Genomic DNA, 16,582 nt, shown 5'->3' with positions numbered 1-16,582 from the left:
CGCCGCGCAAGGCCGGCTAAATGTCGCAATTGATCTTCCGCGGCGCATGCTTAAATCCATTTTAGGCATGATGCTGAGCTGCGTGCACGTTCGCCGCGACTTCAGCCGGCCGATCGTCGGCCCTTGCCGGCGGCCTGATTTTGCGGATGTCGCTCGAAGCTCTGCGGCATTCCAAATAGAGGACCTGATGACCAAAGTGCGACCAGACATTCAGGAGAACCGGCTGCAAATCGGCATGTGACCCGGGCGATTTCGTATCGCCCGGGCACGGCAACTCAACGATTCTGACCAAGCCAGGAGTTCTTCATGTCCGTCTTTTTGGCGCTGCTCGTCCTGACCTCGTGGATTCTGTTCATCTGGATTTACGATCCCGACGATTTCCGCGCAGCCTTCGCGCGCCGGCCTCCGCGGATTCCGCATCACCCTGAAGGGTGACGCTGAAAGCTGCTTTGTCACCTTGCGCTGCCGCGCGCACGGTCATCGATCGCGACACGCTCCTGCGCTGCGGATCTCGGGGCCGCCTGTGTGTGGCCGGGCCATGAGCCGGCTTTCAAGCAATCAAATCGCCGCCTTGCCGGGATCGCCTCTGCGTGGCTGGCCAATATAAGGGTTCTGACATGATCATCGTCGCTGCGACGGATTTTTCTACGCGTTCTCATCGCGCTTTGCGTCAAGCGGGCCTTCTGGCTCGCGCCCGCCGTGCCGAGCTGCACCTTGTTCACGTCGTTGATGAAGACCTGCCTGCCGATCTGGTCCACATGGAAGAGTGCGAGGCTCAGCGGGTGCTGACAGAGCAAATTGGGTCCATGCCCGAGCTGCCTGACGCGCGTTGTCATGCGACCGTGATCAGGGGGCACCCCTTCGACGGGATCTTGCGCGCGAGCGCCGCGGTCGGTGCCGATCTCATCGTAATGGGCGCCCATCGCAAGCAGTTTCCGCGCGATATCTTTACAGGGACCACTATCGAGCGTGTCATTCGCGGAGGAAAGTATCCGGTGCTCATGGTGAACAACGAAGCGCAGCGGCAGTACGAACGGGTTCTGGTGCCGGTCGACATGTCTGAGACATCGGCCGACGCGATCCGCTTCGGTCTGTCCGCCGGGCTGTTGGACGACGGAGCGACGCTTCTTCACGCCTTCTCGCCGGTGGCTAAGAGACGATTGCTCAGCTCTGGTGCGAGCTCCGATATCATCAGTGGATATGTCGATAGCGAGCGCCACGGGACGATGGAGGAAATGAGCGCTTTTCTCGTGGCCAATGAGTTCGGCCCCCACCGATGGTCGCTTAGGGTCGACGAGGGCCTTCCCATGCAGGTGATCGCGCGTGCGGTTGCGGAAAAGCGGCCGGACATGCTTGTAATGGGTACTCACGGCCGATCTGGGTTGCTCCGAGCGTTGATTGGCAGCGTCACAGAAGAAGTTCTGCGGTCCGTGAACGTGGACGTTCTTATCGTTCCTCCCACACGCCATGACCTCAGACCTCCAAAGGTGGCCACGGCTGCCTCTTCTGAGGCGTGACGGATCGATCGGGAGTTCTCCGTGCAGGTCTCCAGCGCCAGGCGCGGAATCCCCTACACAGCAAGCATGGTGTCCGCAGGCATTCCCATGTCCGCGGATCGCCATGCACCGCGTCCATCCGAAATGGCTCAGCGGCGGCTTCGCCCAGTGTCGCGAACAGATGATTTTCGTTGGGTTCGTTTGGCTGGTCGCGTGATTTTTGGGGGATCGCTGGCCGGAAAAGTGTCCCGCAGTTGCCGGTCCAGTTCCTCGTCCAGCTCTCGCTTTTCTCGCTGCTCGGATGTTTCGTGTTCCTTCGGCATTATCAATCTCCGCGTTTAGCAGGCGATCGGCCGTTTTTGTGCCAGAGAACTTCGTGGCAAACGCACATGGTACTACCAAAAAGCGAGCGGAATTGAGGTTTTTGCTTCGGAAGGGCTCTGAATACTGCCCGTGGAGCATGTTTGCCGCAAGCGCGCGGCAAGGCAGGCCACGCCGTCATCTGCTGCTCACCTGGATTTGGCGTGCCGGTGGGGCGCAAACTGCGTGGCAGGCATAGCCCTTGCTGTACTGATCGCCCAGCAGGAGGACGTGTTTTCGGTGCAGGAATCTTTGGCGCTTGACGAGTGAGTGACTGCGATCATCTCTGGGAAGGGTCTTGTGTTCTTCTTGACGCGCTATGCGTTCCTGACGAAATGTCGCATTTGACTTTGTGCCAGCAATGCCCACTTGAACTTTATCATGTTGAGCTTCGCAGCATTCTTTCAGCGCCTGTGTCTCGCAGGTTACCCGATCGCGCGAGAATAGCCCCGAGCTCAGCGGGCTTGTCCGCTCCGAGCTCGGGGCGCTCCCAGCAGGCAAACTAAAGCGCATCGCGTTCGGTCGAGCCCAAAACGCCTGCAAGCATATCGGACCGCGCCGTACGTATAGGGCGTAGGTGTCCGATGTATGAATCAAGTCCGAGCACCCGAATCCGCCAGTCCAGATCGGCCCAGAAGCTCTGGCCGCTTCATTTTGCGGCCGAGCTCTAATCAAACTGGCGCGCGACGGGAGCCACATCACCAGACAAAGCAGAATCTGCGGCCTGAATCGGCCCAAGGCGATCTTGTCGGGCCACCACCCGAACGAAAAACGGAGAACAGAACGATGTCAACAACATCAGCTAACACGATGCGCAGCGAGATCAAGCCGCCGATTACGCTCACAGCCGATGATTACAAACGGCTGTCACTGCTTGCGCGAGCAGCGGAGAACAAAATGCCTGATGTCGCCTCTGTACTAACCGAGGAGTTGGAGCGGGCACACGTGCTTGCGGATGGTCATCCTGCACAGACTGTTTGCATGGGCTCTGAAGTACGGTTCCGGGACGACTCGAACGGGACCGTTCGGACCGCGACGCTCGTTTATCCGGACGATGCGGACATCTCCCGACGAAGGATTTCCGTCCTGACGCCCGTCGGTGCCGCACTGATTGGCCTTAGTGCCGGTAACTCGATCACTTGGGAGACGCGGACCGGCGATCTCCGGCGATTGACGGTCCTTGAGGTCGGGGGGCCACAAATTGCCTGAGGCACCGAAGGGCACTGGTAATCGCGATGAAACACCGCGGGGCATGCTTATTCGGCGCCCCGCGGAATCAATAACGTCTGCGCTCGGCGCTCGAAACTAGAACGCTATAAACAGAGACGGGTGACAACACTGTGTTGAGTACTTCCCACCACTACGTGGATCCAACGGACGAAGCTCGAGACTTTCTTGAGAGCTTGATCCGCGAAGACTTTGAGCACTGTTATCCCGACGATACAATTGAACAACTTCGGCGGCGGGCCTCCCATTCGAGGTACGACAAAGGACTTCTTCGCGATTGGATGGGCTTAGCGGCGGCGCGAGCCGGGACGTTTTCGGCGCGCATGCGACCTATTCGCGCCGCTTGAACGGATGGCTATTCTGCGGACGAGGAGCGTGGGCTTTTGTGAATGCAGTCGCATCAGCCGAACTATGAGACCGTGCGGAAGATCTATGTCTGCCACTATGACTGAGCACGATGCCTGACGCCGGCCTCACTAAACGACGGCCAGAACAATCGACTTTTGAGGAATTCCTCGATACCGCTGCGGTAGCATCAGCATTCGGGAGGTGAGACGATCGGTACTGGGCGTTGCACGCATTAGCGATGTGGATAAAGGTTAGCAGGTGGACGCGATGGCTCATGTCTCGGCGAAGGAGATCATCAAGGTAAAATGTACGCTATTTGGTCAAATGTTCGAGTCCGGCCAGATCGCGGAAATGGTCGCTCTCTTCTACACCCCGGATGCGGTTCTCGAGGGGCAAAACCTTCCTCCGCAGCGCGGGCGCGCCGCAATTGCGGCGGTGTTCGAGGAGGCGACCCGATTCTACAGAACGATTACGATCGAACACGAGCCGCCGGTGGTCTATGGAGAGATCGCTTTCGGGAGCATCTCCAACACGAATGTACTTATGGACGGAAGCGTGGAGCTCCATCGCGGCCTTATGATCTGGAAGTTGGTCGATGAAAGCTGGTTCGTGGAGCGGGACTGCTTCTTCGGAATGGAAACCGCCATCTTGTCCGGTGATGCCATATAGTGCATCGTTTGACGCTTGAGCATAATCGCCACGCGCCATATCGCCTTTGCTTGGAGCGCGCTCTTAGGGGGACTTGATTGCCGGGCATCTCTCGCACTCATGCGATAAGCGTCCAGGACTACAGGCTGCATTATCTCTCGCTTGCGGCCAGGCACGGTTCGATGCGGGCTGCTGCGGATGTTCTCGGTGTCGCGCCGTCCTCGATCAGTCGTCAGATCGGCCAACTCGAGCGTGATCTCAAGATCGACCTCGTCGAAAGAGGCACGCACAAAATGCAGTTGACTGAGGCCGGAATGGCCGTGGTCGCATACTACGATTCCCGGGTAAAAGAGTATGAGGTTCTGCTTTCTCGTTTGGCCGACATGCGGAACTCGGCCACCGGGACAATCAGATTGGCAGTGGGTGACGGGCTTCTTACCGAAGGGATGTTGAGTTCCATCAGATCGATAAGTGACGGACACGGCGAGTTCATGTTGGACGTTGTCGCAACATCTGCCGGTGAGGTGCAGCGGATGGTCATGGACGACACTGCTGAAATCGGAATCCTTCTCGATTTCCCTGACAATATCAGATTGCGCGTGCAAGGCTCCGTTGTCCAGCCGATCTGCCTTATTGGAAAGCCCCAACATCCCTTGCTGCGGGCAAACCGATCAGTTTCGCTCGTCGAAATATCTAAGGAGCGCTTTGTACTTCCCAGCTCGAATCATCGGATAACCGAGATATTGAGTTCCGTATTTCGTGACAAAGGCGTGTCCTTGCAGGTCGCGTTGTCCTCCAACTCGTTGCAAACGGTCATTGACTCTGTGGTCGCGGGAGTAGGCATCGCAATGTTGCCTCCAATACTCGCGGCGCGAGAAATCGCATCAGGCACTCTCGTTGCTGCCCCTATCGCCTGTGAGGAACTCGCAAGCACGAAGCTCTTCGTGGTCAGCCGGATCGGTCGTAGGCTGAATGCCACCGGGGTAAAGCTCATGGCGGGCCTATGCGGCGCATTGCAACGGGCGGTGGACGACGCGAGTGATCAGCCCTTGGTAGGGGGAGATCATCAGGCCTGAAGCACGTCGGCGGCGCGAACGCCGTGAACGTCGGCGCGAGGCACGCGAACGAGCCAGGGCGAACGCCTCCTGTAGGGCTGCCGCGAGGAGATTCTGGATCACCGATGCCGGCGCGTTCGAAAAACCACAAGAGCGAGCAAATTACCGGCATGCTCCGGTACTACCGCATTCACACGGGTCGCTGCGCCGCTCGTGCCCGCCGCAGCGTCTCCGACGGCAGCTCGCAGAAGTGACGCTTGTAGTTGAGCGAGAACTGGCTGAAGTGCCAAAAACCGTGCCGCGCCGCGATGTCGTAGACGCGGCCTGCGGATCATCGTAGCGCTTGAGGTCGCGGCGCACACGATTGACCCGCATCGTGCGCCAATAATGCATCGGGCTGGTGCCGAGCAACTCCTGTAAGCAATAGCCTAGCTTGCGCGGGCTGACCGCGACCGCCTAACAGGCGGTCAGAATCGAAACGGGACGAACGTCGTTTGCCAACATCATCTCACAGGCCGGGGCTACTGTCCGCTTGGCTTTGCCACCAAGGAGGAGAATACGCCAGCGGCTACTATCCCAACGTCCATGCCGGCGGCGACGGCGTGCCGCGCTACGCAGCCCAGAACCGCAATCGAGAACACCCTGGCACTCCTTCGGTCACACCCATATCTGCAAGCCGGAGGGCTTTCCGATCTAAGGCTTTATGAAGTCGCGGAGCTCCGGCATTTCATCCTTTCAGCATCCACTGCCAAATCGAGAATTGGGCGCCGCGATTCACGATGATCTTAACTGTCTGGGTGCCGCAGCAAGGATCGGGCCGAATCCATTTTGCGCTTCCATGTGAGCATTTTAGCACGATATATCGTGCCGCGGAGAAGAGAGCGATGTTTGGAAGGCGGAAGGGGCGCTCACGCTCACTCGATGCCCGTGGGCGGCGACAATGGTATGAACGCAGCGAGGAATCTGGGAGAGCCATTGACACCCGCATCGCAGAGCTGAGATCTCTTCCGCGGGACCAACTCGCGGATGCGGCATTCATACTCTCCATGGCGGCGAAGAGACAGTCCGAGCTGATCTTGGAATCGATCCCGGAGTCGGCGAAGGGCGAGTTCGCGTCCAGCTCGTCACGCAGCGGGGTTCTGAAGACTCACCACGCGGAAGAAGCTGTCTCAATCTTGCGCCATCATACCGCGATAGCGCGGAGCCTGATAGAGTTCCTGTCAGAGCGGTCGCCTGACGTCCGGTTTAGCGTTCAGCAGAGGGAGGCCGTTGTGCTGCTCGCTGCGATGTTCCGTGAACAGCGGCTCGAAGGCATTCTAGAAGGTCTCAGGCTGGGTGGGCTCCTGAACCAGCCGACCGGGGATCGCCATGCCGGTTTTGACCGGTGGGCCGAAAATGACGAAGGCGGCTAGCTTGCGCTCGGGTGACTGGCAAGGAAGTCGCCCGGTGCCACGGCATTCGCAGAATACGGCAGACTTTCGTCGTCAACCCGTCTGGTTTCGACCTCTGACGGCCGCGCTTTCCTTCGCGCGCTCGAAATGATCCGGCGATAAAGTAGCGTTGAACGCCAGCACTCGTTCGCGCTCTAGCTGAAGTCCCTCGCTCAGCGGCAATTTGAACCCGTCGTCGATGAGACGTTTATACTCCATGACAACCTGCTGATCGGCGCCGACGAAGTCGCGTGCAAGCGCCATCGCCGCAGTTCGCAACTCCCCGGGCTCCACCACCCGATTGACCAAGCCGAGATCGAAGGCACGTTGAGCGTCCACAAAGTTGCCCGATAGGCTGATTTCTTTGGCCCTCTGCGGCCCGATCTGGCGGGACAGACGCTGGGAAATGCCCCATCCTGGCATCAGCCCCACGCGAACATGAGTGTCCGCGAACCGGGCCGTACGTGATGCAATGACGACGTCGCATGCGAGCATCAACTCCATGCCTCCCGTGATGCACAACCCGTTCACCGCCACAATGATAGGTTTGCGGCATTTTTCGATGGCAACAACGGGATTCTCATCCGGAGCCATGACCTCGCCCCCGCGTTCTGACGCCTCGGTCAAATCCATGCCCGCGGTGAAGGCTCGTTCGCCCGCGCCGGTTAGTATCACGGCTCCCACGCGGTGATCAGCATCGATTTCCATAAGTTTGTGATGGAGCGATTTGCGCATCTCGGCGGATAGCGCATTCAGCTTGTTGGGCCGATTCAGCGTAAGTACGACAACGCGGCCGTCTTGTTCGACCAGAAGTGTGTTGCTCATGAGGGCTGTGCTCCTGCTTGCACGCGCGTCGCTCGCTGCGGACCAGATGGTTGTATGAGAGTGCCAGTGGGACCCTAGGCGCCCGAAACTAGACCGGCTTCGAGCCCGCAGCTTCGAGCCGGCGCTTTGCCTCCTTGACCACATCTTCCGGGAGAGGACCTTTGAGCGCCGCCGCGACGTTGTCCCGCACATGATCAACGGTCTTCGTGCCGACGATGGCGGTGTCTAACGCTGGCAGGGCTAACGCAAAACGCAGCATAAATTCCATCCGGTGCATGTCCTCCATGAAATCGTCGAGTTGCGCTCCGTCCCATCGGCCGCTCATTTCCTCGCCCGACATCATGTAGTATCTCTTGTTCCAGTCCAACGGAGCGCCTCGCGCTACGGCACCGCGAATAATGATGCCGGCTCCCGTTTCAGACGCCTTTGTGATGATGTTCTCGTGCTCGCGCTGTACGGCGGAGTAGGGGACTTGGAAGACGTCAAAGACGCCTGAATCCACCTGCTCTATGAGATTTGGAAAGACCCCGGAAACTCCGATGAAGCGAAGCTTGCCTTCCGCCTTCATCTTCAGAAGTTCGCTCAAGGCGCCGTCGATCTCCCAGCTCTTTTTATTCAGGCTGTGATGAAACTGTACAATGTCCAGATAGTCGGTCCGCATCGTGCGGAGACTGTGTTCGACACCCGCGCGGATGTTTGCGGCCGAATTGATGTGAGGAGCGCTCATCGGTTGGCCTGGCACGCAGCCGCACTTGGTGGCCAGGACAAATTCCTTGCGCCGATGTGATATCGCTTTGCCGATACGGGCCTCGCTCGTGCCGTAACAGACGGCAGTGTCGATGAAGTTGATCCCGCAATCGAGTACCGTGTTGAGCACCCGTCCGGCATCCTCATCCGAGATTTCATTGGCGGCGGGAGGGCCGCCGAGATCCATGGCTCCGAATCCGAGCACTGTTACTGATAGGCCCGTGCGGCCGAGTACTCGGCGTTCAATACCAGTCATTGTAATCCACCTCGAAGACGTTCGGCCCATATGATGCGACCGCTCGGGTCGCAATGGCGCTACTCACTGATCATGATTGCACGAACGTGCGAGGTTGCAAAGCTCGTCCTCCACGCGAATATCGACCCACATCGAGAACAAAGGCCCTTGCCTTCATCGCTTGCCCGGTTGGTATGCAGATCAGCAGGCCTGGCCTTGCGGAGAACTTGGCTCCGCCGTCAGATCCCGATTTCGTTGCGGTCGTCGAAGGCTTCGACTTCGTCCTTGAACTGAAACTGGACGGTTCCCGCTCGCTCGATTTTGTTTGACGAAAGTGGTCGAGCACGGTGGGGCCGCAGCGCTCCAAGGGCGGGGGGAGCGCCTATTCCGTGCCGAGGCCTGCGGGCGACAAAAAAGGCCGATTTCGAATGACGAAATCGGCCGAGTCTAGGGAGGAAACGCCCGTAAAGGCGCAAGCGCGAAGACGCTAGGCTTCGCGAGCAGCGAACCTCTAACAGGCCGGCGAAGGCCACACAAGATAAAATCGCACGATCGTACTAATATTTTTTGGTTGAAGAGTGCGACGCCGTTGATCTGTCGGGGACGGCCAGTTAAAGTGAATCGCACGATCGTGCAAATAAAGGCTTGATCCTAGGCCCCGCCACAGGCTTTCCTGCGTGTGGAGCAGCATTTCACCTTCGGAGGTAAACCAGCTGTGATCTACGAAATTCGTACGTACGAAGCGGCCGAGGGCAAGGCCGCCGCGATGAGGGATCGCTTCATCAGTGTCGTGGCATCCAAGTTCTTCCCGCGGCATGGCATTGAGCTGGTAGGTGCCTTTGTCGCTCCTGCGGAGGACGGTCGATTTACATACATGACCAGGTTTCCGAGCGAGGAGGCTCGCAAGAAGGCTTGGAACGCATTCGCGGCCGATCCGGAATGGGCCAAGGTGAAGGAGGAGACCGAGAAGAACGGGCCGCTGCTCAAGAATCAATTTATTTCGGTCCTCTCGCCCACAATGGCCGGACTGGTACTCCAGTGAACCCGGTGGCCGGTTACGAAAACGATGCCCGAGCCAGGAGCGTTCAATGAAAGCCGCGCAATTCGAATATGCGAGGCCTGATACCATTGCCGAGGCGTGCGAGCTTTTGGCGCAGCACGACAATGCGAGGGTGCTCGCCGGCGGTCAGACCCTCGTTCCGATGCTCGCGATGCGATTAGCGCGTCCGTCCAAGCTGGTGGACATCTACCGCATTCAATCTATCAAGGGTATCGAGCCTCGCAATGACGCGATTGTCATCGGAGCGGCCACCAGACAAGTGGAAGTGGAGAGGAGTGCCGCGGCACGTCGCTATCTGCCGCTTCTATCTCGCGCTCTACCTTGGGTCGGACATCCTCCGACTCGCAACAGAGGAACCGTAGGCGGATCAATCGCCAATGCTGATCCATCGGCCGAAATTCCACTTGTCGCGGTGACGCTTGGCGCCGAAATCGAAATCGCCAATCTGGATGGCAAGAGCTCCATGCCCGCGGACGACTTCTTCATCGGCGCAATGGTAACGTCTGCCATGCCCGGCGACTGTCTCACATCCGTGCGCTTTCCTGTCTGGCGGGAAAAACGGATCGGGACTGCCTTTCAGGAGGTGAGCGCACGGAAGTCTGACTTCGCGTTCGTTGCGGCCGCTGCTCAGGTGGCTTTGGACGAGGAGGGGCAGTGCGAGAGGATCGCGCTCGGGGTCGGAGGTCTCGGCGATCGTCCTATCTCGCTTGATGTCGGATCCGCGGTAGGGGCGCGGCTCGACAAGGCTTCCATCGAAGAAATCGTGCGCGGAGCATGCCGACACCTAGAGACCTACGGCGACCTTCACGCATCGGCGGAATATCGGAGCCGAGTTGCGGTTGCGCTCTGCTCTCGCGTCCTTCACGAGTCCGTGGTCGACGCAGGACGCTCGCCGGCGGATTTGGAGAAGGCACAATGAAAGTGTCTCTGAATGTGAACGGTCGCGAGCGCGAACTCGACGTCGAACCCCGAAAGACGCTGTTGGACGCTCTCAGGGATGATCTGCTGCTGGTTGGTACGCATGCAGGGTGCGAGCATGGAGTTTGCGGCGCTTGCACGATCCTGCTCGACGGCGAGCCAGTTCGATCTTGTCTGATGTTCGCGGTCCAGGCCGACGGCCATGCGATCACCACGATCGAGGGACTGGCAACGGCTCCGGGTGAGCTGAACATCATCCAGGACGCTTTTTGTGAAACGCATGGACTTCAATGCGGCTTCTGTACGCCGGGCATGATCCTGGCCTCTCACGCCTTGTTGCAGCGCAACGATGATCCCACCCGCGAGGAAATCGTCGAGGCGATATCCGGCAACATTTGTCGCTGCACCGGATATGGCCAGATCGTCGAAGCCGTCGAGCTTGCCTCCGAGCGTCTTCGAAAGGCCAACGCCCCCCGCATGAAGCCTGTGGAGACGGCAGCGAAGGGGGCTGATCATGCCCCGCAATCGGGCCTTTTGGAAGCAAGCGAGCTGGATGTCTCTCATGGAGTTCGCAATTGACCGCTCCGAAACCTCTTCCGCCTCGCTTCATTTCCGCCAATCGTCGGGTCCGCGAGGACAGGCGCTTCGTGGCCGGGCACGGCCGGTTCGTCGCCGACGTCGTGCGCGAAGGCATGTTGCATGTTGCCCTTCTGCCTTCGCCGCATCCGTCGGCGAAGATACTCGACATTGATACCTCGCAAGCACTTGAGATGCCCGGCGTCAGGTACGCCCTCACGGGAGAGGAGCTTTCGAGAGCAACCGACCCCCTCATGAATGGATTGGACACTCCGAACGTGCGGCGCTACCCGCTTGCGGTCGGTCAGGTCAGGTACGCCGGCGAATGGGTTGTTGCGGTGGTTGCCGACACCCGCGCGGAAGCGGAGGATGCGATCGAGAAGGTCAGCGTCCGGTACGAGCCTTTGCCCTTCGTGCTCGATTCCGAAAAGGCGCTTGATCCGTCGAGCCCGCTCGTTCATCCGCCCCACGGCTCGAACGTCCTGCTGGACAAGACGTTCGTCTGGGGGGAGGTGGAGAAGCATTTTGCCGATAGCCCGCGTCATCTCTCGTTCCGTGTCGCATGGGGGCGGAACTCGACCGTTCCGATAGAGACATTCGGCGTGGTCGCCGAATGGGATCCGTGGCGCGATATGCTGGATGTCTGGGCATCCATCCAGATGCCAAAATACCCTGACCAGATCGCGCGCGCTCTTCGCCTGCCGGCCAATAACGTGCGCGTCCATCAGGACGTCGATGTTGGCGGCAGCTATGGCGTGAAGCGCGGCATCAAGCATACTGTTCTTGTCTCCCATCTTTCTCGCGTTCTCTCCAGGCCGGTGCGCCTGATCGAGGACCGCCTCGAGAACATGAGGGCGGGCGACGCGCACGGCCCGGAGCGGATCTTTGATGTCGAGGTCGCCTTTGACGACGACGGCATCGTCAACTCAATGAAGATGAAGGCCCTCGATAATGTCGGCGCCTACGCCGGGCGGTCGCCCTTTCAATTGGGCAAGCCGATCGGAGCGATCGTCGGTCCGTACAAGATCAAGAGCGTAAGGTATCGCGCTCAGGCCGTCATGTCGAACAAGGCGGCTCAAGAGGCGGTCCGGGGATTTGGGCAGGCTCCGACGAACTATGCAATCGAGACCGCCATCGACAAGGTCGCTTCGGTGCTCGGGCTGGATCGGATCGAAGTTCGTCGTCGCAATTTCATCCGGAAGGACGAGTTTCCCTACCTCATTCCGAGCGGAACGCGGTACGACAGCGGCGACTATCACACCGTGGTCGCCAAAGTACTCGACCACGCGGACTACAAGGCGATGGTCGAGCAACGTGACGCGTTGCGTGCTTCCGGAATGATGGCCGGTATCGGAATTGCCGCATGTCTTGAGCCATCGGGCGGCAACTCCTCCTTCGAGCCCCTTTTGAACGAAAAGAACAAGACCACGACGTGGATGGACTCGTGCCGTATCATGATCGATGCGCTGGGCTTCGTGACCGTGACGATCCACACGACGTCCGCGGGGCAGGGACACGAGTCGCTTGCCGCGACGGTGGTCGGAGAGGTTTTGGAGATTGATCCGGATCTCATCCGCGTAGTCCGGCCCGATTCACTTGCCAGCCTGCCGTCGAACACCCCGGTGGGAAGCCGGATGGCGATCATGTTGGGGGGAGCGGCCTATCATGCCGCCCAGAAGCTGAAGGCCAAGCTTATCCGTATCGGCGCGCACCAGTTAGCATGCGACGCTGGCACCGTCGCTTATTCGGATGGCGCGGTATCGAATGCGGACGGCAAGATGCTAGCCTGGACGGATCTCGTCAACATCGCTCATCGCAACTTCCATCTGCTTCCCGAGGACATGGAGCCGGGTCTGGAAGTGACGCACGTGATGCAGGTGCCGACTGGAGACAAGCTGCCGGTGGACGGCCGGGTACAAATGTATCCGTGTCACTCCTTCGAATTTCATTTGGTGCTGATCGCCTTCGATCCGGTGCTCGGCAAGCCCGACATTCTTCGCTACGTGATCGGTCACGACTGCGGGACAGTCATCAATCCGCATATCGTCAAGGGGATGACGCTTGGCGGAATCGCTCACGGACTGGGTGCGGCTCTGCTCGAGGAGTTTGTGTATGACGCCGAAGGCAACATCATGACCCAGAGTTTCATGGACTACCTGCTGCCTTCGTCTCACGAGATGCCAAAGGTCGAGATTGTCCACCATTGCACGCCGTCTCCCTACACCGTGTTTGGTCAAAAGGGATCGGGCGAAAGTGGATATCTCGGCTCCCCTGCGGCGATTTCAGGCGCCCTCAATGACGCCGTGTCGGCCTGCGGTATCTCGTTTTCCAAATTGCCGATACGCATCTCCGCCATCAGCGACGCCATCGCGGCATCCGCGCTCAACCAAGGAAGATAAGATGATCATCGATTGCCACGCCCATCTCGTGCCGCCGGCGCTGCTGGATGCGATCCGCGCGAGCAAGGCGGAGTTCCCGTCGGTCAAACTGATCGAAGATGGCGGAAGCTTGGGATTCGCCTTCGCGGGAGGCAAGCCCACGAGGCCGGTATCCAAGCCCTTGACTGATGTTCCAGGCAGGCTGCAGTGGATGGCTTCCAACAAGGTCGATCGTCAGGTTGTGGCAGGTTGGCTGGACATGTTCGGCTACGAACTCCCTGCCGAAGAAGGTCTGCGCTGGTCACGTTTGATCAATAGTTCGCTGGCGGACATTGCGAAGGCCGAACCCAAGTTCGTTCCACTCGCGACGGTGCCGCTCCAGGATGGTGGGCGCGCTGCCGAACTGCTTAGGGAGACCCATGGAATGGGCTTCAAAGGCGTCATGATCGGCACACAGCCGAAGGGCAAGGGCGGTGTCTTGGACGACCCCTCGCTCCTTCCGTTTTGGCAAGCCGCGGACGAACTCGGATCAATCGTGTTCGTCCATCCCGTATTTGAGAGCGGCGACGATCGCGTCCACGACTACGGCATGGCGAATGCTGTCGGACGCATCACCGATACGCTCATCGCGATGTCCCGCTTGATCTACGCCGGGCACGTCACGCGGTATTCGAACACGAAGATCGTAGCCGGCATCGGGGGCGCAGCGTTGCCCTACGTCATCGGCCGCCTGCGTCGTAATTACTCGCTGGACAACAAACTTGGCGACCCGGATGCAGCCTTGGCCGCGATGTACTACGACACCATCGTCCAGGATCCCCGAACCCTTCGCTATCTGGCGGACATTGTGGGAGCCGACCGGATCATGATGGGGTCCGACATGCCGTTCCCCATCGGAGATCTGGCGCCGTGCAAGATCGTAGAGGAGACGAAATTCTCCGAGGCAGAGCGCAAGGCGATCAACGGCGGACTGGCGGCGAAATTGTTCGATATGTGAGGTGATGCAATGAAGCTAGACATCGGCGGAGACGAAAAAATCTCCGCGTCGGCCGAGAGGCTGTGGGCGGCGCTCAATGATCCCGAAGTGCTCACAAGATGCATTCCGGGGTGCAAGAAGATGACGGAGATTTCGCCGGATTCCTACAAAGTCGAGATGCAGTTGCGGGTCGCTGCGGTGGGCGGATCGTTCGAAGGGGAGATCGCGCTCTCAGACAAGGAGGCTCCTCGAAGCTGCAACATCAAGGTATCCGGCGCCGGTACGCTGGGCCACGGCAACGGCACGGCGCGCTTCGACATCGAGCCAGACGGCGAGGGCGCCGCAAAGCTCGTCTACAAGGGGGCCGGAGAGATCGGAGGGCTCGTCGCCGGCGTAGGCCAGCGGATACTCTCAAGCGTCTCAAAGCACCTTGTCGGGCGTTTTTTTGTAGCGCTGCGCAAGGAGTTCGAGGCTCCCTTGAATGGAACCGGTGAGCAATGAGCGGATCTGACGGGTGCGTGGTTCGTGTTGCTGTGGATCCGGGTGTCGCGCTCGAAGTTGAAGTCACCGGAGCGAAGGGCCGGCCCTATTTGGTGTTAAGCAACTCGCTCGGTGCCACCCGCGCTATGTGGGATGAGCTGGTTCAGCGTCTCAGACCGGCCGCGCGGATCGTGAGATACGACAATCGAGGCCATGGCCGTTCGGATGCGCCCATGGCGCCTCTGACCCTGGACAGATTGGGCCGGGACGTTCTGACGCTCATGGATCATCTCCAGATCGAGCGTGCGGTATTCTGCGGGCTTTCGTTGGGCGGGCTGGTTGGAATGTGGCTCGGGGCGAACGCGCCAAAGCGCCTGGATGGCCTGATCCTGGCAAACACGGCCGCGAATTTTCCGCCTCCGGATTTGTGGAAGGGGCGGGCGGCCGCGGTCCGTTCCTCGGGAATGGCACCGCTGGTCGAGGCGACCCTAGAGCGCTGGTTCACGAAACGATACAGAGAAGCGGCGCCCACACGGGTGGCCGAGATCGGCAAGACATTACTGGCGACGAGTATCGAGGGTTACGCCTCCTGCTGCGAGGTGCTCGCGCAATCGGACATGCTGCCCGACCTCAGCCGAATAAATTGCCCGGTCCGCGTCGTAGCAGGGCAGCACGATCCGTCAACCCCGCCGAGCCGTGGGAGCGAGATCGCTTCACGCATCGCGGGCGCCGATATGATCACGCTTGATGCGGCGCATCTTTCCTCCATCGAAGCAGCGGACGACTTCGCTGTTCAGGTGCAGGAATTCTTGAACAAGACAAGAAAATGAAAAAAGGAGAAAACGCCATGAGGGGGACGATGAGATTGGCAATTGCGCTGGCGGCGATAGCGCTGTCTGTCGGGTCCGCCCGCGCGGAAGGGTTGGCCAAGATTTCGATCGTCGTCTTTGGCCCGCCCTCGCTTGGGGCGTTTCTGCCGCCGGTCATAAAGGCACAGAAGCTCGACGAGAAGAACGGACTTTCCATCAATTTCCAGGAGCGAACTCCGGACGCTTATACGGCGCAGTTCAACTCCGGCGAGTTCTCAGTTGGCGGCAGCGCGGCACTGCTTTCCATCGGGCTCGCGGATGTTCGCGGTGTCAAGGTCACCTATCTGTTTAATCTGTTCGACTATTGGGGCGGCGTGGTCACGTCGCACGAGGATATCCAGACCATCAAGGACCTGGAAGGGAAGGACATTGCTGCCGCGAAGGGCACCACGAACTACGTGATGTTCGATTGGTTCGCTCGCCAACTCGGCGCTGATACGTCCAAGTTCTCCGTCGTCAATACCGCCACGCCGGGATTGATAGGATACGCGCTCGCGGACCGCGCGACCGCTGTTCAACTTTGGGAGCCTGCGTACACTGCGCTGCATGCGAAGATGCCTGGCATCCGGATGCTGGATCTCAAGATCGTCGATAGTTGGGAGAAGGCGACCGGCAGCCGCAATATCCCGTATCTCGGCGTCGCGGCGCATGCCGCATGGGTAACGCAGAACGGGAAACTCATCCCGAACCTATACGCGACCTACAAGCAGGCCGCGGAATGGGTCGCTACCAATCCGGAGGAAGCTGCCAGGCTGATCGCAATCCGCGGTGGTGAAGAGGAAAAGAAGGCGATCACCGAACTGGTCCGCGCAAACGATCGCCTGGGGATGAACGTCAAATGGGCGTCCGACGTCGCGAACGAGATCCGGAGCGTCTACAGCGCCGGTCGTTCGATCGCGTTCCTTCCCTCCGAACCTTCGAGCGAGACCATTTATTCCGGTCCGAAACAATGAC

At 59.4% G+C, this 16,582-nt stretch carries 15 protein-coding genes and 1 pseudogene; 14 read left to right on the top strand and 2 right to left on the bottom strand.

The window, feature by feature from the left end; genetic code table 11:
* Window positions 1-306 precede the first annotated feature (306 nt).
* The 6 genes from WI560_RS19920 (at window position 307) to WI560_RS19895 (ending at window position 6,546) form a co-directional block, all read left to right on the top strand.
* Entirely contained in the window at window positions 307-435 is a 129-nt protein-coding gene (locus tag WI560_RS19920) for a hypothetical protein (RefSeq protein ID WP_375304537.1), read from the top strand.
* A 182-nt stretch (window positions 436-617) separates the two neighbouring features.
* Window positions 618-1,517, top strand: a complete 900-nt coding sequence (locus WI560_RS19915) for a universal stress protein (protein WP_375304536.1) — start codon at window positions 618-620, stop codon at window positions 1,515-1,517.
* A 1,125-nt stretch (window positions 1,518-2,642) separates the two neighbouring features.
* The gene (gene rnk, locus WI560_RS19910; protein ID WP_375304535.1) at window positions 2,643-3,065 is read left to right on the top strand and encodes a nucleoside diphosphate kinase regulator; all 423 of its coding nucleotides are present in this window, start codon (window positions 2,643-2,645) and stop codon (window positions 3,063-3,065) included.
* A gap of 633 nt (window positions 3,066-3,698) precedes the next feature.
* The gene (locus WI560_RS19905) at window positions 3,699-4,100 is read left to right on the top strand and encodes a nuclear transport factor 2 family protein (RefSeq protein ID WP_375304534.1); all 402 of its coding nucleotides are present in this window, start codon (window positions 3,699-3,701) and stop codon (window positions 4,098-4,100) included.
* 77 nt (window positions 4,101-4,177) lie between these two features.
* Complete coding sequence (locus WI560_RS19900) at window positions 4,178-5,155, top strand: LysR family transcriptional regulator (protein WP_375304533.1); 978 nt, start codon at window positions 4,178-4,180, stop codon at window positions 5,153-5,155.
* Between the two features lie 1,055 nt (window positions 5,156-6,210).
* The gene (locus WI560_RS19895) at window positions 6,211-6,546 is read left to right on the top strand and encodes a hypothetical protein (protein ID WP_375304532.1); all 336 of its coding nucleotides are present in this window, start codon (window positions 6,211-6,213) and stop codon (window positions 6,544-6,546) included.
* A gap of 72 nt (window positions 6,547-6,618) precedes the next feature.
* Here WI560_RS19895 and WI560_RS19890 read toward each other — a convergent pair whose 3' ends face one another.
* Both WI560_RS19890 and WI560_RS19885 read right to left on the bottom strand, forming a co-directional pair.
* Window positions 6,619-7,389 (bottom strand): enoyl-CoA hydratase, encoded by a 771-nt coding sequence (locus WI560_RS19890; RefSeq protein ID WP_375304531.1) that lies wholly within the window; start codon window positions 7,387-7,389, stop codon window positions 6,619-6,621.
* 88 nt (window positions 7,390-7,477) lie between these two features.
* Window positions 7,478-8,392 (bottom strand): aldo/keto reductase, encoded by a 915-nt coding sequence (locus WI560_RS19885; RefSeq protein ID WP_375304530.1) that lies wholly within the window; start codon window positions 8,390-8,392, stop codon window positions 7,478-7,480.
* A 694-nt stretch (window positions 8,393-9,086) separates the two neighbouring features.
* On the opposite strand from WI560_RS19885, the gene WI560_RS19880 reads away from it, so the two are divergent.
* The 8 genes and pseudogenes from WI560_RS19880 to WI560_RS19845 all read left to right on the top strand — a co-directional run bounded on the left by WI560_RS19880 (window position 9,087) and on the right by WI560_RS19845 (window position 16,581).
* Window positions 9,087-9,413, top strand: coding sequence for an NIPSNAP family protein (locus WI560_RS19880; protein ID WP_375304529.1), 327 nt, complete (start codon window positions 9,087-9,089; stop codon window positions 9,411-9,413).
* A 46-nt stretch (window positions 9,414-9,459) separates the two neighbouring features.
* A complete protein-coding gene (locus WI560_RS19875) occupies window positions 9,460-10,350 on the top strand; it encodes an FAD binding domain-containing protein (RefSeq protein ID WP_375304528.1) in 891 nt (296 codons plus the stop codon).
* A pseudogene (locus tag WI560_RS19870) lies at window positions 10,347-10,814 on the top strand ((2Fe-2S)-binding protein); the annotation flags it as partial. The gene WI560_RS19875 and the pseudogene WI560_RS19870, both read left to right, overlap by 4 nt.
* Window positions 10,815-10,924: 110 nt before the next feature.
* The gene (locus tag WI560_RS19865; protein ID WP_375304527.1) at window positions 10,925-13,324 is read left to right on the top strand and encodes a xanthine dehydrogenase family protein molybdopterin-binding subunit; all 2,400 of its coding nucleotides are present in this window, start codon (window positions 10,925-10,927) and stop codon (window positions 13,322-13,324) included.
* 1 nt (window position 13,325) lies between these two features.
* Window positions 13,326-14,300 (top strand): amidohydrolase family protein, encoded by a 975-nt coding sequence (locus WI560_RS19860; protein WP_375304526.1) that lies wholly within the window; start codon window positions 13,326-13,328, stop codon window positions 14,298-14,300.
* Window positions 14,301-14,309: 9 nt separating this feature from the next.
* On the top strand, window positions 14,310-14,780 hold the full coding sequence (locus tag WI560_RS19855; protein WP_375304525.1) for a carbon monoxide dehydrogenase subunit G: 471 nt from the start codon (window positions 14,310-14,312) through the stop codon (window positions 14,778-14,780).
* Window positions 14,777-15,589, top strand: coding sequence for a 3-oxoadipate enol-lactonase (pcaD, locus tag WI560_RS19850; RefSeq protein WP_375304524.1), 813 nt, complete (start codon window positions 14,777-14,779; stop codon window positions 15,587-15,589). The genes WI560_RS19855 and pcaD overlap by 4 nt, the downstream gene beginning before the upstream one ends.
* Window positions 15,586-16,581 (top strand): ABC transporter substrate-binding protein, encoded by a 996-nt coding sequence (locus tag WI560_RS19845; protein ID WP_375304523.1) that lies wholly within the window; start codon window positions 15,586-15,588, stop codon window positions 16,579-16,581. The genes pcaD and WI560_RS19845 overlap by 4 nt, the downstream gene beginning before the upstream one ends.
* Window position 16,582: the final 1 nt, after the last annotated feature.

Source organism: Bradyrhizobium sp. A11 (genome assembly GCF_042077125.1).
Lineage (GTDB): Bacteria > Pseudomonadota > Alphaproteobacteria > Rhizobiales > Xanthobacteraceae > Bradyrhizobium > Bradyrhizobium japonicum_B.
The sequence above is the reverse complement of the archived record's forward strand: the minus strand, read 5'-3'. Positions and strand labels throughout refer to the sequence as shown.

Bases quoted from the DNA above. Each gene is read 5' to 3' on its own strand.
- WI560_RS19875 (WP_375304528.1), top strand. From the start codon at position 9,460: ATGAAAGCCGCGCAATTCGAATATGCGAGGCCTGATACCATTGCCGAG.
- WI560_RS19905 (WP_375304534.1), top strand. From the start codon at position 3,699: ATGGCTCATGTCTCGGCGAAGGAGATCATCAAGGTAAAATGTACGCTA.
- WI560_RS19920 (WP_375304537.1), top strand. From the start codon at position 307: ATGTCCGTCTTTTTGGCGCTGCTCGTCCTGACCTCGTGGATTCTGTTC.
- WI560_RS19845 (WP_375304523.1), top strand. From the start codon at position 15,586: ATGAAAAAAGGAGAAAACGCCATGAGGGGGACGATGAGATTGGCAATT.
- WI560_RS19860 (WP_375304526.1), top strand. From the start codon at position 13,326: ATGATCATCGATTGCCACGCCCATCTCGTGCCGCCGGCGCTGCTGGAT.
- pcaD (WP_375304524.1), top strand. From the start codon at position 14,777: ATGAGCGGATCTGACGGGTGCGTGGTTCGTGTTGCTGTGGATCCGGGT.
- WI560_RS19890 (WP_375304531.1), bottom strand. From the start codon at position 7,389: ATGAGCAACACACTTCTGGTCGAACAAGACGGCCGCGTTGTCGTACTT.
- WI560_RS19885 (WP_375304530.1), bottom strand. From the start codon at position 8,392: ATGACTGGTATTGAACGCCGAGTACTCGGCCGCACGGGCCTATCAGTA.
- rnk (WP_375304535.1), top strand. From the start codon at position 2,643: ATGTCAACAACATCAGCTAACACGATGCGCAGCGAGATCAAGCCGCCG.
- WI560_RS19915 (WP_375304536.1), top strand. From the start codon at position 618: ATGATCATCGTCGCTGCGACGGATTTTTCTACGCGTTCTCATCGCGCT.
- WI560_RS19855 (WP_375304525.1), top strand. From the start codon at position 14,310: ATGAAGCTAGACATCGGCGGAGACGAAAAAATCTCCGCGTCGGCCGAG.